21 protein-coding genes are annotated in these 21,157 nt (G+C 58.6%); 15 read left to right on the top strand and 6 right to left on the bottom strand.

Annotated elements, in window-relative coordinates; translation table 11 throughout:
* Window positions 1-243: 243 nt before the first annotated feature.
* The 4 genes from mcrA to mcrB form a co-directional block, all read right to left on the bottom strand.
* Complete coding sequence (gene mcrA / locus R6Y96_RS02995) at window positions 244-1,950, bottom strand: coenzyme-B sulfoethylthiotransferase subunit alpha (RefSeq protein WP_318622040.1); 1,707 nt, start codon at window positions 1,948-1,950, stop codon at window positions 244-246.
* A 5-nt stretch (window positions 1,951-1,955) separates the two neighbouring features.
* Window positions 1,956-2,720, bottom strand: a complete 765-nt coding sequence (mcrG, locus tag R6Y96_RS02990) for a coenzyme-B sulfoethylthiotransferase subunit gamma (RefSeq protein ID WP_318622038.1) — start codon at window positions 2,718-2,720, stop codon at window positions 1,956-1,958.
* Window positions 2,721-2,811: 91 nt separating this feature from the next.
* Window positions 2,812-3,279, bottom strand: a complete 468-nt coding sequence (gene mcrD, locus R6Y96_RS02985; RefSeq protein ID WP_318622037.1) for a methyl-coenzyme M reductase operon protein D — start codon at window positions 3,277-3,279, stop codon at window positions 2,812-2,814.
* 16 nt (window positions 3,280-3,295) lie between these two features.
* Window positions 3,296-4,600, bottom strand: coding sequence for a coenzyme-B sulfoethylthiotransferase subunit beta (gene mcrB, locus R6Y96_RS02980; RefSeq protein ID WP_318622036.1), 1,305 nt, complete (start codon window positions 4,598-4,600; stop codon window positions 3,296-3,298).
* 1,049 nt (window positions 4,601-5,649) lie between these two features.
* Here mcrB and R6Y96_RS02975 point away from each other — a divergent pair.
* From R6Y96_RS02975 to R6Y96_RS02955, 5 genes are read left to right on the top strand one after another with little or no spacing between them, the layout of a single operon-like run.
* A complete protein-coding gene (locus R6Y96_RS02975; RefSeq protein ID WP_318622034.1) occupies window positions 5,650-6,066 on the top strand; it encodes a molybdopterin dinucleotide binding domain-containing protein in 417 nt (138 codons plus the stop codon).
* On the top strand, window positions 6,066-7,436 hold the full coding sequence (locus tag R6Y96_RS02970) for a formylmethanofuran dehydrogenase subunit B (protein ID WP_214022632.1): 1,371 nt from the start codon (window positions 6,066-6,068) through the stop codon (window positions 7,434-7,436). The genes R6Y96_RS02975 and R6Y96_RS02970 overlap by 1 nt, the downstream gene beginning before the upstream one ends.
* 3 nt (window positions 7,437-7,439) lie before the next feature.
* The gene (locus tag R6Y96_RS02965) at window positions 7,440-9,146 is read left to right on the top strand and encodes a formylmethanofuran dehydrogenase subunit A (RefSeq protein ID WP_318622033.1); all 1,707 of its coding nucleotides are present in this window, start codon (window positions 7,440-7,442) and stop codon (window positions 9,144-9,146) included.
* 13 nt (window positions 9,147-9,159) lie between these two features.
* Window positions 9,160-9,960 carry a formylmethanofuran dehydrogenase subunit C gene (locus tag R6Y96_RS02960; RefSeq protein ID WP_318622031.1) on the top strand — a complete coding sequence of 267 codons (801 nt, stop codon included), beginning with the start codon at window positions 9,160-9,162 and terminating at the stop codon, window positions 9,958-9,960.
* Window positions 9,961-9,993: 33 nt separating this feature from the next.
* Window positions 9,994-11,169 (top strand): molybdopterin-binding protein, encoded by a 1,176-nt coding sequence (locus tag R6Y96_RS02955; protein ID WP_318622030.1) that lies wholly within the window; start codon window positions 9,994-9,996, stop codon window positions 11,167-11,169.
* A gap of 3 nt (window positions 11,170-11,172) precedes the next feature.
* Here the strand turns inward: R6Y96_RS02955 and R6Y96_RS02950 are convergent, their stop codons facing one another.
* On the bottom strand, window positions 11,173-12,003 hold the full coding sequence (locus R6Y96_RS02950; protein WP_318622028.1) for a hypothetical protein: 831 nt from the start codon (window positions 12,001-12,003) through the stop codon (window positions 11,173-11,175).
* Window positions 12,004-12,114: 111 nt separating this feature from the next.
* Between R6Y96_RS02950 and R6Y96_RS02945 the strand changes: the two genes are divergently transcribed.
* The 9 genes from R6Y96_RS02945 to R6Y96_RS02905 all read left to right on the top strand — a co-directional run bounded on the left by R6Y96_RS02945 (window position 12,115) and on the right by R6Y96_RS02905 (window position 18,995).
* Window positions 12,115-12,822 carry a ribonuclease III family protein gene (locus R6Y96_RS02945; RefSeq protein WP_318622027.1) on the top strand — a complete coding sequence of 236 codons (708 nt, stop codon included), beginning with the start codon at window positions 12,115-12,117 and terminating at the stop codon, window positions 12,820-12,822.
* 142 nt (window positions 12,823-12,964) lie between these two features.
* Window positions 12,965-13,279 carry a DUF362 domain-containing protein gene (locus tag R6Y96_RS02940; RefSeq protein ID WP_318622471.1) on the top strand — a complete coding sequence of 105 codons (315 nt, stop codon included), beginning with the start codon at window positions 12,965-12,967 and terminating at the stop codon, window positions 13,277-13,279.
* 46 nt (window positions 13,280-13,325) lie between these two features.
* Window positions 13,326-13,877 carry a DUF362 domain-containing protein gene (locus tag R6Y96_RS02935; RefSeq protein ID WP_318622026.1) on the top strand — a complete coding sequence of 184 codons (552 nt, stop codon included), beginning with the start codon at window positions 13,326-13,328 and terminating at the stop codon, window positions 13,875-13,877.
* Between the two features lie 93 nt (window positions 13,878-13,970).
* On the top strand, window positions 13,971-15,821 hold the full coding sequence (locus tag R6Y96_RS02930; protein ID WP_318622025.1) for an NADH-quinone oxidoreductase subunit 5 family protein: 1,851 nt from the start codon (window positions 13,971-13,973) through the stop codon (window positions 15,819-15,821).
* Complete coding sequence (locus tag R6Y96_RS02925; protein ID WP_318622023.1) at window positions 15,818-16,684, top strand: respiratory chain complex I subunit 1 family protein; 867 nt, start codon at window positions 15,818-15,820, stop codon at window positions 16,682-16,684. The genes R6Y96_RS02930 and R6Y96_RS02925 overlap by 4 nt, the downstream gene beginning before the upstream one ends.
* A gap of 5 nt (window positions 16,685-16,689) precedes the next feature.
* On the top strand, window positions 16,690-17,154 hold the full coding sequence (locus R6Y96_RS02920) for an NADH-quinone oxidoreductase subunit B family protein (protein WP_318622470.1): 465 nt from the start codon (window positions 16,690-16,692) through the stop codon (window positions 17,152-17,154).
* The gene (locus R6Y96_RS02915; protein WP_318622021.1) at window positions 17,151-17,531 is read left to right on the top strand and encodes an NADH-quinone oxidoreductase subunit C; all 381 of its coding nucleotides are present in this window, start codon (window positions 17,151-17,153) and stop codon (window positions 17,529-17,531) included. The genes R6Y96_RS02920 and R6Y96_RS02915 overlap by 4 nt, the downstream gene beginning before the upstream one ends.
* A complete protein-coding gene (locus R6Y96_RS02910; protein WP_318622019.1) occupies window positions 17,516-18,595 on the top strand; it encodes a hydrogenase large subunit in 1,080 nt (359 codons plus the stop codon). Before R6Y96_RS02915 ends, R6Y96_RS02910 begins: the two co-directional genes overlap by 16 nt.
* A 22-nt stretch (window positions 18,596-18,617) precedes the next feature.
* Window positions 18,618-18,995 (top strand): 4Fe-4S dicluster domain-containing protein, encoded by a 378-nt coding sequence (locus tag R6Y96_RS02905; protein ID WP_318622018.1) that lies wholly within the window; start codon window positions 18,618-18,620, stop codon window positions 18,993-18,995.
* Between the two features lie 42 nt (window positions 18,996-19,037).
* Here the strand turns inward: R6Y96_RS02905 and R6Y96_RS02900 are convergent, their stop codons facing one another.
* The gene (locus R6Y96_RS02900) at window positions 19,038-19,775 is read right to left on the bottom strand and encodes a YkgJ family cysteine cluster protein (protein ID WP_318622017.1); all 738 of its coding nucleotides are present in this window, start codon (window positions 19,773-19,775) and stop codon (window positions 19,038-19,040) included.
* Window positions 19,776-20,175: 400 nt separating this feature from the next.
* Here R6Y96_RS02900 and R6Y96_RS02895 point away from each other — a divergent pair, with 400 nt between their 5' ends.
* Complete coding sequence (locus tag R6Y96_RS02895; protein WP_318622016.1) at window positions 20,176-21,108, top strand: calcium/sodium antiporter; 933 nt, start codon at window positions 20,176-20,178, stop codon at window positions 21,106-21,108.
* The last annotated feature ends 49 nt before the right edge of the window (window positions 21,109-21,157 follow it).

Raw genomic sequence — 21,157 nt, 5'->3', positions numbered from 1 at the left:
ATATACCCAAGATGATAAATCTATCGCAGGGAAAAAGGCGGCTCCACATTCATCCCCGGACTGAAGGCCGGAATTCCTTCCCGCTCCGCCCCCTTCACCCCCGCAAGTTAAATTATAGTATCATAACACGTGGGTGAGCGAGTGACCACTCGCTCCACCTGTTTTCCAGACGATCGGCAGGAATGTTTGCGATCGCAGGGTTATGAGGACGTGCAAATAAAAAGTGGTAGTGGAGTTCGGTTTTTATCTGGCCGGTATGATGAGTGAACGCTCGCCGGCAGGCATGAACTCACGGATTGCGCCCTTTGCGAACTCGCGGCGTGGTTCGGCGAAGTCGAACTTCAGCGCCGGATCGGCGAAACAGATCTTGACGAGGGGGCTGTAGCAGAACGCATCACCGCGGCCGTAGTGGGCACCGCCGACGATTGCAGCGTACTCGCCCTGGTGACCGACGTTCATCGCGTAGTTCGGGTAGTTCGGACCACGCAGTTCACCCATCAGACCGCGGTCGGGCTCAATGGAGAGCGAATTCGCGGAACCGCACTGGTCCTGGAGGTCGTAGCCGAAGAACCCGAGACGTGACCAGCCGTCCTTGTGGAGGAGCATGGAGAGGTACCAGCCGTTCAGGCCGGCGTTGGAGTTCCCGGTCGCAATCGAGGTCGAGAGACCGCAGGCGGCGGCGATGACACCGGCACGCTGTGACCCGCCGAAGTGGTCCTCCATCATGGTCGGGTACTGCTCGTACTGCTCCATGGCGTTGAGGGCGACCTCGGTTGTGATGTCGTTGACGACCTCCTGGGTCGGCTTGACTCTGTCGTCCGGGCTCGGGTTCTTCCAGTCGACCTTGTACTTGTCCTTGATGTAGTCCATACCGTAGTAGGTGAACTCATCCAGGATGTTGTCGGTGTAGGCCGCGGTCGCGTACTGCGTGAACCCGACACCGCCGGACATGTATGATCCAAGCCAGATCTGGTCAAAGAGCATGGTTCCGGCGCCGACAACCTCGAGCGAGGCCTTCGCGGGGTCGTTGGGGTACTTCCGGTTCGCCTGGATGATGTCGCTGAAGAGACCGAACTTGATGCCGCCGGGCTCGTTCGGACCGCGAGCACGCCGGGCTGGCAGAAGGCTTGCCATATGAACGACGCCCGCGTGCTTTGCTGCGAATGAGAGGTCGGCGACGGCCGCCTCACCGGCGCACATACGGTATGCAGCGATGTAGGACATACCGATCTGCATCGCAGACCAGCGAGAGGTTGTTCCGCCGTCACACGTCCGGACAACCGTTGTCGGGATGTGGATCGCCTGGTAGAGGGCCTTCCCGACTTCTGCCCTGAGTTCCTCTGCCTGCTTTGTGGGGAAGAGTTTCTCGATATCGATGACAAACTCGGGCTCCAGGTCGTCTACGAGCTCCTGGTCACCTGTAAAGACCTTGACGTAACAGTCGTCGACAAGGCCGGGGTGGGTCTCGACCATGTGCTCCTGGACGACGGCCGCACCGGGCATCGCGTGGTTCAGGATGTGGAGGTACTCGTTGATAGTCTCCGGGGTGACCTCCTTTCCAAGACGCTTCTGCAGGGTCTGGTGGGCGAGGTCCATGCTGACGATGACCGTCCTGCGGATGTCATCCCAGAACTGCTGCATCGCAGCGTTGTTGACGAAGTGCAGGTCGTCGCCCTCCACGAAGACGCCGGTGCCGGAGACCTCGTAGGTCATCAGCTGGCGCTGACCCATGGGGATTCCGCCGAGGTGGCAGCGTTCCGGGTCGTACATGGGGATGCCGCGGTCCATCTCGATGGCACGGCTCGCCTTCATGAACTCCATCTTGCGGGGAGACTGGCGGACGCCGTTGAACTTGTAAAATTCGGCGGTCTCGGACTCGATCTCCTGTCCCTGGAACTTCTCCTTGAGGGATTTCAGGAACAACTTCTGGGTTCTCTCAATCTTTGCCATTTTGATCACTCCTCTTTCGGCATGAAGCCGTATTTCGTCCGCAGCGAGTGGATGCGCTGGACGTATTCGATGTACTCTGGGTCATCGCGGTAGGGTGTCCCCACGAGCGAGTGGAAGATCGTCGTGTGCTCCTTGAGCCAGTTCTCGTCCATCGGCTTGCCGAGAACAACCGGCCGGTCGAGCGGCTCGCCGATCTGGTTCTTGACGTAGCGGACGATCCCGTCCTCGCCGAGCACGCTCCTCTGGAGCATATCAAACATCATGCCGTTCTCGGCAAGGCGGAGCGAGTGGCCGTGCACCGTCGCACCACGGATGCCTGTGCGGGCCGGATCGAGCAGTTCGGTCTCGACAAGTTCTTTTGCGTACTTCTCCAGGTCACGCTCACGACACTCGACGATCTGGCGGCCGGAGAGTGTACCCGGGTCGATACCGCGGAAGCGGTAGCACTCGGTGTAGGTCCGCTGGTATGGCTGTGATGGCGCGTTGAACATCGAGTCCGTGAACTGGATGTAGCGGACACGGTCACCAGCCTTTGCACCCTCGGTTGGTTTGACGAGCCTGCGCATTGGGCAGTCTGGCTCCTGCTGTTCGGCAAGCGGCGGGTGTGCGGAGGGGTATGCAGAACCAGGGGCCCGGTGACCCAGAATCAGCACAATATCTTCATCTGTTACTGAGCGAACCCTCTCAAGTTTGTGGTCGGGGTTCATCTGTTTACGTCGGTTCTCGGCGACAATCGATGTCCCGGGACCGTACTGGGGCTTGTATGCCATTGTTTCATTCACCTCAAAGTTGGTAGATACCTATATCCTCTTTTGAATGAGTTTTCAGCCATATTTCCAAAATCCTGCATTTCTGCGGCAGTTATTCAGTCCTGATGATAACCGGGCCGACCCTGCTCCTGGGATCGGCGAGACCGATTAGATCGGGATCGGCATCCGGTCCATACCTAGCGTAGTCAACGAGCGTCGGATCGGTCTTCATGAACCTGCCCATCTGGACCTGGTAAGGGAAGTTCACGAAGAAGTTGTCACAGATCGACCGGATCTCGGTTATTGCGGAGTCGTCCTCGACCTCAAGGATAACCTCACCAACCTGAACGCGCAACGCGATCTCGGTATCGCCGACGTTGATCGTCCTGCGGTCATGGTGAGGGTTCGGGTTTCCTCGTGCCGGGCCGTAAGGGACGTTCTCTGGAAGACCCGGGCCGCGGACCAGAATCCGACGGACACCGGTAATGCCGGCAAGGTTATTCAGCAGGCTTTCTGCGGTCACGGGTTTGAGCAACCTGTGGGGCACAATCCTGACCTGTGGAAATGTGGCGTCTGTCATTCGAACCTCTGTTCGTTCAGGCTCCGTTTGCGATCTGCTGGATCGGCTTGTTGAAGACGTCGACCTTACCGTAGGTCTCGGCGAAGAGTTTCGAGGTGCTCTCGGGCGAAAACATCTGGGTTCCGGCATCGAGCGCCATCGCGGCGACGACGCACGGGATGGCCACGCCTGCGGCGTGTCTGGTCACAACATGGTTGCCGTTGAATATACCGGGACCTCCGCCACCGTAGATCGAGTGGCTGAAGAACGAGAACCCGACGGCAGTACCCATCACACGGCCGTAGTCGGTGCTCGGGAGACCGGTCTCATGCTCGAGGAGATCGTTGAAGTAGAGGAGCGTCGACGAGACCGCCTGCGCAAACCGTCCGGCGCCACAGTTGACGATGGTGGCTGCCATGGTTCCTGCAGCGGCGTAGGCGTTCCAGAGCATCGGGTCCTTCGTCTCGTAGAACTGGAAGTAGCCGCCCTTCTTGCCGGGGGTGATAACCTTATCCTCGATGGCGCGTTCGACCAGGCTCTGGACGACGGTTCCGATCGTCCCATTCTCACCATTCGCCTTTACGAGGTCGTAGACCAGGTTGTTCGCGTTCAGGCCCTGGTATGCGTAGGCAAGCAACTGGGCGCGCTCAAACGGCCCAATGGCGGATCCCATCTCGAATATCCCGGCGGTCTCGAGGGTGGACGATAGCGCTGCACCCTGGAGAGCGTTCTTGTTGGTCATCATGACGACATGGTTGACCGGGATGTTGCGGAGCGCGTAGCCGATACCCTCATTGTTCTGCGGGATCGTGAGGATGGATGTGACAAGCGCACCCTCCATGTCCTGGGTGTGAGGATAACTGCCCCAGCAGGCCGCTTTGACGGTGGAGGCGTTAAACGCGTCGATGTTGAACTGATCAACGATCGCGAGCGTTGTCGCGGCTGCGACCGAGGTGATCGCGGCATCATATGTGGATGCATTGATCAGGCGTTTTGTCGGGACCTGGACAAGCAGGAGTTTACCCCCATTGAACTCCAGGATCTCGGTGTCGTCACCCTCCTCAACCTGGACCATCTCTTTGATCCTGCTGACGATCGCATCCTTATTCTCCATGATCGGGAGGTCAAGTTCTCTTCCCTTGATCTTGCCCTTTCCAAGTTTTCCTGTCCTGAGCGCATCCTGGATGCCGCCGAGGTTCACACTGATTGTTCTCTTGGTCAGGTCGATGATCTTACCTGTGGCCGGGTTAACCAGCGGGCTGATTCTGTCGAGGGTAACGCCGCTTTTGAGCAGTTTACCATCATCAGAATATAGATCGATTGTTTCTGTGTATTTAGCCATAGTATTTCATCCTTTTACCCTTGTTCAATACGTTCTGTTCATGCAGGATACGGCGGGGTAACGATCCGCGCCGGATTCTCCAAAGACCGCTACTCCACGTCCCAGAAGGGACTATAAGAGTAGATGAGATGTGTTAATAAAATTTGCGAAATAAGATAGATTTAACATTTAAAAAGTATTATTCATTTAAGATTTATTCTCATTGTTATATTTTAAAATCCTGATTTCTGGGTCTAAAATAATTAAATTGGATCATTTAAAAGAGTTTCTATCAAACCGGGTGTTGCAAGACGCAATATCTGGCATGCAGATGTAATACACATTAAATAATATTAAAATATATATAAATAGCAATAGTTCAGATAATAATCACAACTAGTGCTTAACGGCAACCAATCTCATAACTTTAGCCATAAAAATATATAATTTTACCTCTCAGGGCCGGTTTTTGAAAAAGAGGTCTTCTGACCCACCGTTATTGTGCCAAACAGAAAGCATCTCTATTATCATCGGGGGAGCGAGGGGCGTGAACTGCCCCGCGCCTGCCGGGCGGGGCTTCCCGGGGTTCTCGCAGAGGAACGGTGGAACTCGGGCAGGTTCATCCGGGAAACGAACGATCCTGACCCCCTCTGCCGGTGAACTGCCTGCAAACTATAAAGGAGGGGGCGAGGTGGAGGTGGTTTTCCGCTTTCATCCCCGCACAGTTTGGTCGGGGTCTTCCCAGTTCGCCGCCTCACCACCGCAGGATAAATCAAAAAACCTTAATGTAAATGATGTAACATATAATTACTTACATATGCGGAATGGTTAAATACAAACCATTACAAGCTATGATAAAACGATCCGCCCGGAAGTTTCGTTTCCCCCAAATAAGTGGGGCCCCACGTGAGGGAGGAGGACCCGCGTTCCGGGCACGGCAAATCCCGGTAAATCTTCCTGGTATCCAGGGGGCCTGATGAAAAGGGCATTATCGGGATCACCGTGCTCCACATGGCCATCTCACCGAAACTCCGGGAGACCGGCCGTACCAACTAAATCGAGGAAAAACTATGGCGAACAAGATTACGCTGAACATGATCACCCAGCGTTCCATCGAGGAAGGTGTCGCGATGGAAAAGGGCAAAACAACCCCGGAATACTTTGAGGCATGCTCGATCATCGAGATGCATGATGAAGACATCAAGGCGCTCGGCCTGGTTCCTAACCAGGTTGTGCGGGTGACAAGCGAGTGCGGGAGTGTGGTTGTCAAGGTCGTTAAGGGACGCCAGACTCTCTATCCTGGTCTTGCATTCATCCCGCAGGGTGTCTGGGCAAACCAGATCGTCCCACCAAGGACACAGGCAACCGGGGAACCCCAGTACAGCGGTTTTCCTGTGACGGTCGAGCCCGCTGCCAGGGGCGAGAGGCGCAAGAGCGCACTTGAACTTGTCCAGGGGGCCGTTGGAATGTGGAGAGGTGAAGAGTAATGCCAAAGAGAATCGAGAACGTCGGATGCCCATACTGCGGTGTCTGCTGTGACGACCTTGTCGTGACCGTATCGGACGATGGAAAAAAGATACTTGAGGTGGAGAATGCCTGTGCCATTGGCAACCAGATCTACCACCATGCAACAGACAGCGAGAGAGTCAAATTGCCCCGTCTCCGCCAGCCGGACGGCACCTACAAGGAGATCTCCTACGACGAGGCTATCGACTACGCGGCGAGAGTACTATACAACGCCAGGAAGCCCCTCATTTACGGGTTCGGATCGACCAACTGCGAGGGCATGGCCGCAGCGGCCAAGGTCGGCGAGAAAGCGGGTGCCATACTCGACAACTGCGCCTCCATATGTCACGGGAGTTCTCTTCTGGCCATATTCGACAACGGTTACCCGAGTTGCACCCTCGGGGAGGTCAAGAACCGGGCGGACGTCATCCTCTACTGGGGTGCAAACCCAGCCCATGCCCACCCGCGACACATGTCCCGCTACTCGATCTTCCCCCGTGGCTTCTTCACCGGCAAGGGCCACAAGAGCCGCAAGATCATCGTCATTGACCCCCGCTACACCGACACTGCCAGGGTGGCGGACATCTACCTCCAGGTGAAGCAGGGCTACGACTACGACCTCTTCGATGCGTTCCGCACAGTTGTGCGTGGCCACGAGATCCCCGAGGAAGTTGCCGGGATCAAGCGCGAGAAGATCCACGAAGTGGCCGAGATCATGAAAAACGCCCGGTTCGGTACCATATTCTATGGAATGGGACTCTGCCATACTGATGGCCGGAACCACAACATTGACATCGCCATCAGCCTGACGCGTGACCTCAATGACTTCACCAAGTGGACGATCATGGCCATGCGCGGTCACTACAACATCACCGGGCCAAACCAGGTCTGGTCGTGGCAGTATGGCTTCCCCTACTGTCTGGACCTCTCAAAGCGTGACATTGCCCACATGAACCCGGGTGAGACCAGTTCCATCGACCTTGCCATGCGCGGCGAGATAGATGCATTCTTCAACGTGGCGACCGACGCCGGTGCTCACTTCCCGATCGCGGCGGTCAAGGAACTCAGAAAACATCCCTGGATCACCATCGACCCCAACATATGCATGGCAAGCGAGATCTCTGACCTTCACATCCCGGTCGGCATCGTCGGTGTCGAGGTCCCCGGTATCGTCTATCGTATGGATAACGTCCCGATCCAGTACCGCAAGGTCATCGACCCGCCCGAGGGCGTTATCAGCGACGAGGAACTCTTCGAGCGGATCTACCAGAGGCTCTGTGACCTGGAGGCGGAAGATGCCGCGAAAGAGCGGGCTAAGACCACGCCGGAGGGAGTCCCCGCGGAGGATTGAGGCATGAGCGAATTTTTGATCAAGAACGGTTTTGTCTTTGACCCCCTGCAGGGGATCAAGGGCGACCGCATGGAGATCGCGGTCAGGGACGGCAAGATCGTGGAGACAGGCGCTCTGCGGCATCCGGAGACAATCGACGCATCCGGTATGACGGTGATGGGAGGCGGTATTGACATTCATGCCCACGTGGTCGGGCCGAAGGTGAATGTCGGCCGACTCTTCCGTCCGGAGGATAAACTATTCAAAAGTCCTCTGAAACGCTGCAGCCGCATGGAGATGGGTTTCTCCGTTCCCTCCACCTTCAAGGCCGGTTACGACTACGCACGTATGGGCTACGTCTTTGTCAACGAGGCGGCGATGCCGCCGCTCCACTCACCCCACGTCCACGAGGAGATCCGGGATACCCCGATCATCGACAACGCCGCGATGCCGGTCTTTGCTAACAACTGGTTCACCCTTGAATACCTCAAGAACCATGAGATCGAGAACAACGCAGCGTATACTGCCTGGCTACTCCGTGCAACCCGGGGGTTCGCCATCAAGGCCGTCAATCCCGGTGGAACCGAGGCCTGGGGATGGGGGCTGAACTGTGAGAACGTCCACGACCCTGTTCCGTACTTCGATATCACCCCGGCAGAGATAATCAAGGGTCTCATCGAGACAAACGAGCATCTCGGTCTCCCACACTCGGTGCACCTGCACTGCAACAACCTTGGCAACCCCGGCAACTATACCGACACGCTCGACTCACTCAAACTCGCCGAGGGATACACCCCGAAGAACAACTTCGGCCGTGAGCAAGTGCTCCACGCCACTCATCTCCAGTTCCACTCCTACGGCGGTGATTCATGGGGGAACTTCGAGTCGCGGGCACCTGAGGTCATCGACTACGTGAACTCCCACGACAACATCACCATCGACATCGGCCAGGTGACTCTCGATGAGACCACCACCATGACGGCGGACGGCCCGTTTGAGCACCACCTGCGTGCCTTAAACAACCTGAAGTGGGCAAACACCGACGTTGAACTCGAGACCGCTGCAGGCGTCGTGCCCTACATATACAGCCCGAAGGTTAAGGTCTGCACCATCCAGTGGGCGGTGGGCCTTGAGCTTGCCCTTCTCTCGAAGGACCTGATGCGGACGTTCGTCTCCACCGATCACCCGAACGCCGGGCCTTTTACTCGCTACCCACGGGTCATCACCTGGCTGATGAGCAGGGCTGCACGCGATGCGACCATGAAGACGTTCAAGTGGCTTGAGAAGACTATCGATGCAACCTCTATCGACAGCATCGACCGCGAGCTCGATCTCTACGAGATCGCGCAGATGACCCGTGCAGGGCCGGCAATGGCGCTCGGTATCAGCAACACCTACGGCGGGCTTGCACCCGGCATGGACGCTGATATCGCTATCTACCCCCTCAACCCGGAGAATATGCCCTCTGATCCGGCGGAGATCGAGAAGGCCTTCTCCCGCTGCGCCTGGCTTCTGAAAGACGGCGTTGTGACGGTCAGGGATGGCGAAGTCCTCACGGAGCCTGCAAAACGGACAGTCTGGGTCGATGTCAATGTCCCGGAGAATGCGCAGGTGCAGAGAGACATCTACGAGCACTTCCTCCGCCACTACAGCGTGAACCTTGACAACTACTCGCTCTTCGAGGAACACCTCTTCAACCCACGGGTGATCGAGGTCGATACGACACAATGAGGTGATGAGAAGCATGAAGACAGTAATCCTCACCATGACCAATCCCCCCGAGCTCTACCTTGAGGGGCAAAATATCACCCCGGACGCCTTTGCAGGCAAGACTGCAGCCGAGATAGCTGCCATAGACGTCTGGGAGGGCAAGTTGAAGAGCCCGCTCGGCAAGTACTTCACCGTTGAGGGCAACGGTGGTGCAACGGCGGCTGATACGAAGATCATACTCCGTGGAGACTGCTCCCGTCTCAAGAGAGTCGGTCAGCAGATGACTGCCGGTGAGATAGTCATCGAAGGCGACGCTGACATGTACATCGGTGGCTGGATGAAAGGCGGGAAGATCCATGTCAAAGGAAACGTCGACTCTTTCTGCGGCCTTGCCATGGAAGGCGGCGAACTTATCATCGACGGGAACGCAGGACACCACCTCGGATCATCTCCCCGTGGTGAGTGGCGCGGCATGCAGGGCGGAGTTATCCGGGTCGCCGGCAGCGTCGGGAACGATACGGCCACGTTCATGAACGGCGGAACGATCATCATCGGCGGCGATGCCGACATACACGTATCCACCCACGCCGAAGGCGGCACCGTCATCATCAAGGGGAACGCCAAAGGCCGGGTCGGCGGGCAGATGGTGAAAGGCAATATCTACGTCTTTGGAAAGATCGAGAATCCGCTCCCGGGATTCCAGCATATCGGGGAGGTCGAAGAGGAGGTCGACGGTACGAAGGCCCGCTTCATCCACTACATCGGGGATCTCGGCGAGCGCCACCCCGTCTCCAGAGGCAAGCCTGTGTATGGGAACATCTATACCAGGGTCTAACCTTTTTTTCTCCAGTATCGTGGGGGGGGTCGTGTGAGGCAACGCCTTAATCTGGCTCGATTTGCCGATGTACAGGAGTTGCTGCGCTCCGCTTTCCAGGCTGCCGGCCGGAGCATCCAGACTCCGGTTGCTGACGCCGCTGGACGGGTAACAGCAGCCCCGGTTTACTCACCACTGACAATTCCGGCAACGGATATTGCCGCAAGAGATGGTTTTGCCGTCAAAAGCCGTGAGACACTCGGTGCAAGTGGGAGAAACCCGGTGAGACTTCAGAATCCCAAAAGGGTGAATACCGGAAACGCAATCTCTCCCGGCTATGACGCGGTCGTCATGATCGAGGATGTCACCGGTGACGAAGGGGGATGGAGCACCGTGAAGGCGGCGCGCCCGGGTGAACATATCCATCCTGCGGGGGTCGAGGTCCGGCAGGGTGACCTGATCCTCCCGGCAGGGCACTGGATACGTCCCTGCGACATCGGCGTCCTCCTATCCTGCGGCGTTACCGGAGTGGAGGTGCTGGAGGTCAGGGTCGGGCTCATCCCGACGGGGAGTGAGGTGGTTCCTGCGGGTGAGATTCCGGGTCCCGGTGGCGTCATCGAGAGCAACACCGCCGTTGCAGCGGCGATGCTAGGTGAGGCCGGGGCAACATGCACCCGTTACGGGATCGTTGCTGACGACCCCGGGCTTCTGCGGGAGGCCATTGTACGCGGGATACGTGAAAACGACCTGCTTCTGGTCTCCGCAGGGTCATCGGCAGGCACCCGCGACTTCACCGCAGATGTAATCGGAGACCTTGGGGAGGTGCTCGTTCACGGGATAGCAATGAAACCTGGAAAACCGGCAATCGTCGGCAAAATCAACGGTAAACCGGTTATCGGGATCCCGGGCTACCCGATCGCCGCCATTACGGTCATACGGGAACTTGCCCTCCCCCTCCTCGCGGCGTGGGGTCTGGCCCCCCGGCCGCCGCAGCGTCTCAGCGCCCGCCTCACAGAGACGGTCACAGCAGACCCGGGATACGATGAGTTTGTTCTCCTCACCGTCTCCTGGAGCGGCGATCACTACACCGCTGCACCCCTGCCCCGCAGCTCCAGAACGCAGATGGCCCTGGTGCGTGCAAACGCCTTTCTGCATATACCCGCCGGTAGAGGCGGTGTAATACCCGAAGGCACGGTGGTCGAGGTGGAGGTGACAGGGCCACGCGTATAGATTTCACTCCTCACCATTCCCGCCGCCGGTCTCCACCAGGGTTCTGATACGCTCCCCAAGATAGGGCAGGTGCTCCTGGAACTCGCGTGCAACCAGGAAAGTCCGGACGGCGTCGCCCAGTCCACGGTGGGCGCCGAGGAGGTGGCGGTAGCCCTGCGGGACCGGGTACTGGAAATGGGCTGAGGAGATGATGGCGCCGTCGGTGGAGAACCCGATCAGGCAGGCCAGACGGTCCAGGGATAGAAACTGCTTCATCTTCAAACGTCGACGGATCTCCCGCTGCAGGTCGACAAACGCACAGCCGTCAGGGGAGAACCCGGCCGCGCGGAAGGCCCGCCTCTCCATACTCGCTGCAAAGACGATGATTGCTGTGGCCCCCTCCTTTGAAACGATCGATTCCAGGAAGTCTCGCAGGTCGCTGAACGCCTTCTGTGCCGTCATCTCTGCGGTCTCAACCTCGTCGTCGGGGAGCCGGTAGGAGTGGTCGTATGGCATTCCGCACTCACCCCGACTCAGGTTTGAGACGGTCGTCTCGACACCGGCCGTCCTGCCGCAGGGATCGGTCACCTTCTTCCAGATCTCGAGATCGAGGTCGTAGCGGAACTGCTCAGCCGCGTAAGAAAGACTCTCGTCCTCAGGTCGGTGCAGGACAGCACCGATCTCGATCGGCATCATCACCTCCCTGGAGGTGCCATATACGTAACCGAACTCTATGTCCATGTAGACATGCCTGCCTGCCGACTGCATCAGGTGCAGGATCTCTGCGGCGGGAGAGAAAAGGTTTCGCGGCCGGCCGGTCTCCAGCAAAGGTTTATCCTGCTGAACGAAAGTCATTCTATAGAAGAAGAGCGGGATTGCGCCTTCCGACAGATTACCATGAAACTCTCCGTCAACTGGCCCGGATCTCGTATCAGTAGACTTTTCTGGCGATCGCGCCACCTCCGTATGGATCCTCCAGGCCGCGATCGTGCAGAGGAACTACGTGCGCTTCTCGCCCGCCCCCCTTTCGAGGTAACCGGAATCACCGATGCTGCTATCCATCTCTATGACCGTGCGCTGACCCACCGGTCATATTCGAACGGTGGTGAGTATCCGGCAGCGGTGGCTGAGGACTACGAGAGGCTTGAGTTTCTCGGGAACTACATCCTTGATTTTATCATCGCCGAGCACCTCTACACCGGCTACGACCTCCAGCCAGGCGAGATGAACCGGAGGCTCCAGGTGACACGGAACACGAAACTTGCCGAGATCGTGCGGCTGCAGGGGCTCGGTATCGACCGCGCCGTCAGGCGGCGGGGGCAGGTGTTGACCGACTCGATCATCGCCGACGCTTTTGAGGCTCTGATCGGTGCGATCTACCTTGACCGTGGCCTCGATGCGGCCAGGAGCGTGGTGATCGCGATCTTTGAAGATGAGATAGCCGATTGCGACACAGACCGAAACTACCGAGGGAGGCTCCAGGAACACGTCTCAAGGAAGAACCTTGGTTACCTTGAGTATACCTTCCGCCAGACCGGTCCCGGGAGCTGCCCGACCTGGGTTGCCCGGGTGAGCGTCGGTGGGGTCCCATCCGGAGAAGGAGAGGCCCGGACGAAGCAGGCTGCGGCCATGATCGCGGCAAGGGAGGCGCTAATACGCCTCGGGAAGGGCTGAAAGTGCTGCAACCGTCCGGGAGGGACACACGAGTCGCTGTTGTCAGGTGCGAGGGTTACAGCCGGTCTGAGGTCGATGCTGCCGTCAGGCGCGCAATCGACCATTTTGGTGGTATTGGAAGGTTTGTTTCCACGGGGAGAAGATCCTCCTTAAGCCAAACCTTTTACATGGGCTTGAACCGGATCGGTGCGTCACAACCCACCCGGCGGTCGTCGCCGCTATCCCTCGCCTCCTCGTGGAGCACGGTTGCCGTGTTCTCATCGCAGACAGCCCGGGAGGCGGGGTAATCTACAGCGAAGCGAACCTTCGACGGGCTTACGCCCGTGCCGGGTATATGGCGGCGACGGAAGAGACCGGGGCCGCCCTTAACTATGATACCGGTTCAAGTAGCGTCTCCTTTCCTGAGGGAGCGGCGATGAGACAGTTCTCCATCATCACCCCTGGCCGTGGAGGCTGACGGGATCGTGGTCGTCTCAAAGGCCAAAACCCATATGTGGACCAGGATGACCGGCGCCACAAAAAACCTCTTTGGCATAATCCCGGGTCTCGAAAAACCGGTCTTTCACTCCAGGTTTCAGGACGAGCGGAGATCCGGGGAGATGCTTGTCGACCTCAACGAGTGCATGAGACCACGACTTCCGGTTGTGGATGCCGTCATGGGGATGGAAGGAGAAGGTCCCCGGGCGGGAACCCCCCGAAAGATCGGGGCAACCCTGGCCGGGAGCAAATACGCGGCCGTGGACACCATTCTTGCGCGGCTTACAGGGATCGAGCCCCTTGAGATCGGCTGCATAGCAAGCGCAGCCGAACGCGACCTCTTCAACCCTGCAGACGTCAGGACGGTCGGCGATGACCCTGCCGCCCTCGCTGTTCCCGACTTCCGGAAACCCTCTGCATATACTGGCGCCAGGGGTGGCGTCGGGCGGCGGGTTTCGCTCGCTCTCCTCCAGCGGTTCGGTAGAACCTATGCACCCCGGCCCGGTGTGATCAGCGGGGCGTGTATCGGCTGCCGGAAGTGCGAACGGATCTGCCCCGTGCCTATTTGGAATGATTAATTATGTAAGTGGAGCATACTTCCTTTGCGAGGGACAATAGTGCAGACGCTGCTCTTCCTTATCTTATTCCCCATCATCGCCGCATGTCTTTTGTTGTTCGTAAAACGAACGGCATTGCGCTACGTGGTGGTGGTCATCTCCGCTCTTGCCATCGGCGGGGCTACGATATACCTGCTGCTGCGGTATATCTCCGCGGGCGCGGTCTACTTTGCCGTGCCCTCGGGAACAGTCGACCCGCTCATGGTGATCATCGAGATGGGGCTTGCGCTCTTCATCATCTACATGGGTGTAAAGTTCAAGAACTACCTGGCAATCGCGCTGGCAGTCGTCCAGGCTGCTCTGGTGGTATATCTTGAAACGACGTATTCGGGAAGCCTTCATGTGGTCAACAACCTCTTCATCGACCAGTTCTCCATCATCATGGCCCTGATCATCGGGATCATCGGGAGTCTGATAGCCGTCTACTCGGTCAGGTACATGGAGACCTACCACCATCACCATCCGGAGGTGCGTGACCGGCAGAGGACGTTCTTCTTTGTCATATTCATCTTCCTGGCTGCGATGTTCGGCCTGGTCTTCTCCAACAACCTGATGTGGGTCTTCTTCTTCTGGGAGATCACAACGATCACATCGTTCCTGCTGATCGGCTACGCGGAGACCGAGGAGGCAACGAAGAACGCTTTCCTGGCGCTGGTGATGAACCTGCTTGGCGGAATAGCGTTCGTTGCGGCACTCATCATCCTTGCCGCCACCGAACCTTTGAGCGGGGGTATCGACCTTGCCGGGGTGCTCTCATCCGGCGATGCGGCGGTCATCCTGCTCCCGGCGGCGCTGATCGGGTTTGCCGGGATCACAAAGGCCGCACTGATGCCGTTCTCCTCCTGGCTGCTCGGGGCGATGGTGGCGCCAACCCCGGTCTCGGCCCTCCTCCACTCAAGCACCATGGTCAAGGCCGGTGTATACATCCTGGTCAGGTTCGCACCGGTCTTTGCGGGAACGCTTACCGGGTTCTCCATAGGGCTTGTGGGCGCCCTGACATTCGTCCTCGCGTCTGCGATCGCGATATCACAGAGCAACGCGAAACGGGTTCTCGCCTACTCGACGATCGCAAACCTCGGCCTTATAGCCGCATGTGCGGGTGTTGGAACATACATGCTTGTATGGGCTGCGATACTCCTGATCATATTCCACGCCATCGCAAAGGCGCTCCTCTTCCTCGGTACAGGGATGATCGAGCACAGGATCGGTAGCAGGGATATCGAGGATATGGAGGGTCTGATCGTCCGGATGCCCCGTATGGCTGTGATGATGTTCATCGGGATGGCCGGTATGTTCCTTGCGCCTTTCGGGATGCTGATCTCGAAATGGGCTGCGATCGAGGCTTTTGTCCAGGCCCCGTTCGGACTCATCTTCATAGCCCTCCTTGCCTACGGAAGCGCTGTCACAGTCTTTTTCTGGGCGAAGTGGATGGGCAAGCTGGTTGCGGTCACCCGTGAGCAGGAGCGGGTGGAGAGAGGTGTCCTGGAGGAGCCCTGGGCACCCCTCTACATCCTCACGGGTCTCGTGGTGGCGGCCACCCTCCTATTCCCGCTGATCTCATCTGTGCTGATTGAACCATACGTCCTTGCCATCTACGGGGCTACGGCACGCATGGCGCAGGCGAACGTCGCGATCATGCTCCTGATGATGGCCCTGCTTCTCGTGCTGCCGATCTCGTTCATGCTCTTCAAGAGGAGCGCAAAACACCTCCCCGCTTACATGGGCGGGAGACCGGCGACGGCAGACCGCCACTTTGCGGGCTCTCTTGGCCTCACCCGGGAGGCCCAGACCAGGAACTACTACCTGAACGACTACTTCGGCGAGGCAAAACTCTTCCGTCCAGGGTTGGCGGTCTGCACGGCGCTGATAATCATCTCCTGGATCCTTGCGGGGGTGGCGCTATGACCTGGGCATGGCTTATAGGAGCGGTCTTATTCCTTATCCTGGCGCCCCTGGCGGGTGGTCTCATCGCGGGAATTGACCGCAAGATAACCGCCAGGATGCAGGGGAGGGTCGGCCCGCCTCTCCTGCAGCCGTTCTACGATGTCGGCAAACTCTTCGAGAAGGAGCGCGTCGTCGTCACCACGGCGCAGAACTTCTACGTTCTTGCTTACCTCATCTTCATAGCCCTTGCCGGCGCGCTCTTCTTTGCGGGGGGTGACCTGCTGCTGACTATCTTTGCCTTCACACTCGCCCACGTCTTCCTTGTTCTCGGAGCCTATGCGGTTCACTCACCCTACAGCCACATCGGGGCGGAGCGCGAGCTGATCCAGGTGATGGCCTACGAGCCGATGGTCATCCTTGCGGCGGTCGGCCTCTACATGGTCGCAAACAGTTTCTACGTTGCCGATATCGCCGCAGTGGCCGTTCCGGCCATCCTCTACCTTCCCGGAGTCTTCCTCGGGCTTGCCATCATCCTCACAATCAAGCTCAGGAAGTCTCCGTTCGACATCTCGACATCGCACCACGCCCACCAGGAGATAGTAAAGGGGATCACGACGGAGTTCTCGGGCCCGACACTCGGGACGATCGAGATCGCCCACTGGTACGAGAACATATTCCTCCTCGGCCTGGTTTACCTCTTCTTCGCCTGGAACCCGGTGATCGGGGTGGTCGCGGTCGTGCTCACGTATCTTGTTGAGATCTTTGTAGATAACACCACGGCACGCGTGCGGTGGCAGGCAGCGCTTAAGACCGGGTGGTTCGCGGCGCTGATCGGGATCGTGAACCTGGCGATCCTCTCCTATATGATGATTGGAGGTGCATGAGTAGCATGGCATTCCTGAAGCGATCACCATGGATCCTTCACTACGATGCGTCGAGCTGTAACGGCTGCGATATCGAGGTGCTGGCGTGCCTCACCCCGCTCTACGATGTGGAGCGGTTCGGCATCATCAACACCGGGAACCCCAAGCACGCGGACATCCTGCTGATCACCGGCGGGGTCAACGAGCAGAACCGGCAGGTTGTGAAGAACCTCTATGAGCAGATGCCGGAGCCGAAAGTCGTCGTTGCGGTCGGTATATGCGCTGCATCGGGCGGCATATTCCGGGAGTGCTACAACATCGTTGGCGGAGTCGACAGAGTGATCCCCGTGGACGTCTACGTCCCCGGCTGCGCGGCAAGGCCGGAGCAGATCATCGATGGTGTCGTGAGGGCTCTCTCGATTCTGGAGGAGAAGCGAGCGAAGATGAAAGAGACGGCGCAGCATTCAGAAGAGGCGGGTGAGACCGCATGACGATACAGGAGGAGCAGACGATCATCGAGGTCGCGCTTCCGGATCTACTCCGGGAGGTCGAGAGGCTTCATGCCGATGGATACCGCCTTGTCCAGATCGGGTGTACGGATCTCGGCGGTGCTTACGAGATCAACTACTCGTTTGATAAGGGCTACCAGTTCAAGAACCTCCGGCTGAAGGTCGGGCCAGATACAGGGGTTCCAAGCATCTCCGGGATCTACTGGGGGGCGTTCGTCTACGAGAACGAGATGCACGACCTCTTTGGAATCCCTGTTTCCGGGATCAACATCGACTTTAAGGGGACATTCATCAGGACGGCTAAGAAGTATCCGTTCAGCATCACAAGGAAGGGGGAGGACGCATGCCAGAACGAATAATCGTGCCGTTCGGGCCGCAGCACCCTGTGCTGCCTGAGCCGATCCACATCGATCTCGTCCTTGAGGACGAGAAGGTGGTGGAGGCGATCCCATCCATCGGCTACATCCATCGTGGACTTGAGCAGCTCGTGCAGAAGCGCGAGTATCAGGAGTTCGTCTATGTGGCTGAAAGGATCTGCGGGATCTGCAGTTTCATTCACGGCCTCTGTTACTGCCAGGGCATCGAAAAGATCATGGAGATCGAGGTTCCCGACCGGGCACGCTACCTCCGGACGATCTGGTCAGAGTACTCCCGTCTTCACTCTCACCTCCTCTGGCTCGGGCTCTTTGCCGACTCAATGGGCTTTGAGAACCTCTTCATGCGTTCGTGGCAGCTCCGGGAGAAGGTGCTAGACGTGCTTGAGGACACGACCGGCGGCCGGGTCATCCAGGGCACCTGTAAGGTCGGCGGTGTCCGGCGGGATATAGTGCAGGAGAAACTCGACGAGATGCACCGCGGACTTGAGTCTTTCGAGGAGGAGTGCCGGGACCTCGGCGACGTCTTCTTAAACGACAATACGGTGAACTACCGCCTCAAGGGACTCGGGGTCATCTCAAAGGACGAGGCCTACGACCTTGGCGCTGTCGGCCCGACCGCGAGGGGAAGCGGTGTCGAGATGGACCACCGCGAGACCGGCTATGCGGCCTACGGTGATCTCGGTTTCAAACCGGTCATCGAGACCGCAGGCGACTGCTACGCCCGGTGTGCCGTAAGGGTCAGGGAGGTTTACGCGTCCATCGACCTGATCAGGCGCGCGATCGAGGAGATGCCGGAAGGCCCGATCGATGTGAAGGTCAAGGGAACGCCGGACGGGGAGTATTTCTCCCGTGCTGAGCAACCCCGCGGCGAGGTCGTTCACTACCTTCGGGGCAACGGGACAAAGCACCTGGTTCGCGACCGTATCAGGACACCGACGCTCGCGAACATCCCGCCGCTCGTCAAGATGCTCCCGGGTGTCCAGCTTGCGGATGTCCCGGTGGTTGTCCTCTCGATCGACCCCTGCATCGGCTGCATGGAGAGGTGAAGACGAAATGGGAATTTTTCAGATGACAAAGACGGTTCTCCGAAACCTTGCAGGAGGCCCGGCCACCCGGCGTTACCCCGCCGTACCGGCAAGGAAGAGTCCGATAACCCGGGGGCACGTCGTCTTCAACCCGGCCACGTGCCGTTCCTGTGGACTCTGCTCCAGGCGGTGCCCCTCGGGGGCGATCAACCTGGACAAAGAGGCCAACTTCTGGGAGATCGACCGCATGCGCTGCATCGCCTGCGGCGAGTGCGTGGAGGACTGTCCGTTCGACAGCCTCGCGATGGAGCAGGATTACATCCAGCCTGTCGTGGATCGTATGGTTGAGCGCTACACCATCACCTACGTGAAACCAGAGAAACCCGAGAAGAAACCAGATGAAGAGGGCAAGGGCGGCTAGGTCTCACACCGTTGGGGATCCGGGCCGGTGCTGGGTGCCGGCTCACCGCCCATAGAGATCGCGCCTGACCCGATGCTCCACAAACCGCCCGCGGTGGAAGACACGGACATCGACCAAGGCACCGTTGCGGAACTCCCGCATCAGGCGGTCGTATGTCCGCCGGACGTATCGCAGCCCCTCCCGTGCGAAGAGGTCGCGCAGGGCCTGCCGGAACCGGATCTCCTGGTTGAGGAACGCCGCCTCGTAGGCCACGGTCTCCCGAAAGATTCTGGCGCACTCAGCATCCTCGATCGGGTTGTTGTAGGTTCCATGCTCGTTAAGGCCGCTGATCTGCCGCCACTCGACGGCACCACTCTCGTCGGCCTCGCGGTGGAGCATATAGGGGTAGACCCGGCAGATGGAGAACCGCCGGTCGTAGATGCTGCACATGCCATCCTTGAGAAAGATACATGATCCGTCCGGTCTCGTCCTCAAGGCGTACCCCGAGACATAGAACCTCCCCTCCTGGTCGCAAGCATCGAAATACGGTGCAGGAATGACGGCGTCTGGCAGGATCTGGCGGACAATATCGGTGTCGTCCTCCAGCAGAAAGACATGGCCGTTAAACTCGCGGGTGCAGCACCGGCCGCAGCGGTCGCAGGAGAACCCTACGTCCCGGATGATCGCGATGAACTCGTCCTCCGGGAACTGGAGAAGCCGGTCTCGCTCCGCCTCAAGGGCGGCAATCTGTTCATCAAACGTGAACGTAACCCGGGCACCCCCCTTAACCCCGACAGTCAAGCCGGTTCTAGCAGCTATTTGGACGCCGGAGGGGATATCTCCTTCGGCAGATGCGAGTCATTCTTCATCGAGGGCATCGAACCGATACCTCCCTGGTTTGATAAACCTTCCGGGCACGGCTTCCCCCTGGCTATCGCCAGACACTTGCCCCCCTATGAAGGGGGCGGGAGGCCGCGGAGCTGCCAGGTGGTGGGGGGGTCGGCGAGAGACGTTTTCGAGGAGATGTTAGGGGCAGGCAGGGGAGTGGATGGTTCTGCTCCATCCCCATCAGCCTCTCCCTGATTGACGAACTCTCCATCGATACACCGTCCCGTCCGACCCTCTCAGGAACCGGGGCTTCGGAAACGTATTAATCGATCCAATTCAACCATTACCACCGCACGGGGCGTTTCCTGTGGTCGTGACATTCATCCTGTTCATCGTTGGTGTACTCCTCCTTGTCAAAGGGGCCGATCTCTTCGTGGGCGGCGGAAGTGATCTTGCAATCCGGCACCGGATCTCCCCCGCACTGATAGGGTCGACGATAATCGCCTTCGGCACCTCGCTACCCGAACTCGTTGTCAGCACGAGCGCTGCGGTAAAGGGAAACTCGGATATAGCGGTTGGAAACGTTCTCGGGAGCAACATAGCAAACATCGCTCTGGTTCTCGCGCTATGCACCCTCCTCCGCCCAGGCATCTTCGCCGCCTCCGAGAAGTCGCGCCACTTATTGATCCGCTACACCGCGCTGATGCTCGTTGCGACGGCGGTATTTGCACTTCTTGCCCTGGCAGGCACGCTTGACGCCTTTGCCGGTGTAGTTTTCCTCATCCTCTTTGTTGGAATCCTCACAGTTCTCCTGCGGGAGCAGCGTGAGGAGGAGGAGGGCGTCGAACTCAGGTCACACGGCTGGGTTGACGCCCTCTACATCTGTCTTGGGCTTGCCGCGGTCATCATCGGAGCGCAGCTGGTCGTCGACGGCGCTGTCGCGTTCGCGGAGGCCCTGGGGATCCCGGCGTTTGTCATCGGAGTCTCGGTCGTCGCTGTCGGCACCTCCTTTCCAGAACTTGCAACATCGGTAGTCGCCGCTGCAAAGGGGGTGGAAGCCATCTCGGTCGGCAACATCCTTGGAAGCAACATCTTTAACCTGCTCCTGGTACTCGGGATAAGCCTCCTCCTCGCCCCCGCCACGATAGGATCGCCTCTCGATATCATCGCTGTTGTACTCTTCTCTATCGCGGTCCTCCCCCTGCTCTTTGCCCGCCCCGCCGTCATTCGGGGCTGGTCGTGCATCCTGCTCCTTGGCTACGCCGCCTATATCGCATGGAGTTTTGGGGCTGTGCCGGTGGGGTGAGAGGAGTCGTCTCACAGTAAAACATGGCCTGATTCAGGGACCATCGGAG

The organism is Methanoculleus receptaculi (genome assembly GCF_033472595.1).
GTDB lineage: Archaea > Halobacteriota > Methanomicrobia > Methanomicrobiales > Methanoculleaceae > Methanoculleus > Methanoculleus receptaculi.
The sequence above is the reverse complement of the archived record's forward strand: the minus strand, read 5'-3'. Positions and strand labels throughout refer to the sequence as shown.

Bases quoted from the DNA above. Each gene is read 5' to 3' on its own strand.
- R6Y96_RS02925 (WP_318622023.1), top strand. From the start codon at position 15,818: ATGACCTGGGCATGGCTTATAGGAGCGGTCTTATTCCTTATCCTGGCG.
- R6Y96_RS02950 (WP_318622028.1), bottom strand. From the start codon at position 12,003: ATGACTTTCGTTCAGCAGGATAAACCTTTGCTGGAGACCGGCCGGCCG.
- R6Y96_RS02945 (WP_318622027.1), top strand. From the start codon at position 12,115: ATGGATCCTCCAGGCCGCGATCGTGCAGAGGAACTACGTGCGCTTCTC.
- R6Y96_RS02935 (WP_318622026.1), top strand. From the start codon at position 13,326: ATGACCGGCGCCACAAAAAACCTCTTTGGCATAATCCCGGGTCTCGAA.
- R6Y96_RS02910 (WP_318622019.1), top strand. From the start codon at position 17,516: ATGCCAGAACGAATAATCGTGCCGTTCGGGCCGCAGCACCCTGTGCTG.
- R6Y96_RS02975 (WP_318622034.1), top strand. From the start codon at position 5,650: ATGGCGAACAAGATTACGCTGAACATGATCACCCAGCGTTCCATCGAG.
- mcrD (WP_318622037.1), bottom strand. From the start codon at position 3,279: ATGACAGACGCCACATTTCCACAGGTCAGGATTGTGCCCCACAGGTTG.
- mcrB (WP_318622036.1), bottom strand. From the start codon at position 4,600: ATGGCTAAATACACAGAAACAATCGATCTATATTCTGATGATGGTAAA.
- R6Y96_RS02915 (WP_318622021.1), top strand. From the start codon at position 17,151: ATGACGATACAGGAGGAGCAGACGATCATCGAGGTCGCGCTTCCGGAT.
- mcrA (WP_318622040.1), bottom strand. From the start codon at position 1,950: ATGGCAAAGATTGAGAGAACCCAGAAGTTGTTCCTGAAATCCCTCAAG.
- mcrG (WP_318622038.1), bottom strand. From the start codon at position 2,720: ATGGCATACAAGCCCCAGTACGGTCCCGGGACATCGATTGTCGCCGAG.
- R6Y96_RS02965 (WP_318622033.1), top strand. From the start codon at position 7,440: ATGAGCGAATTTTTGATCAAGAACGGTTTTGTCTTTGACCCCCTGCAG.
- R6Y96_RS02960 (WP_318622031.1), top strand. From the start codon at position 9,160: ATGAAGACAGTAATCCTCACCATGACCAATCCCCCCGAGCTCTACCTT.
- R6Y96_RS02920 (WP_318622470.1), top strand. From the start codon at position 16,690: ATGGCATTCCTGAAGCGATCACCATGGATCCTTCACTACGATGCGTCG.
- R6Y96_RS02905 (WP_318622018.1), top strand. From the start codon at position 18,618: ATGACAAAGACGGTTCTCCGAAACCTTGCAGGAGGCCCGGCCACCCGG.
- R6Y96_RS02970 (WP_214022632.1), top strand. From the start codon at position 6,066: ATGCCAAAGAGAATCGAGAACGTCGGATGCCCATACTGCGGTGTCTGC.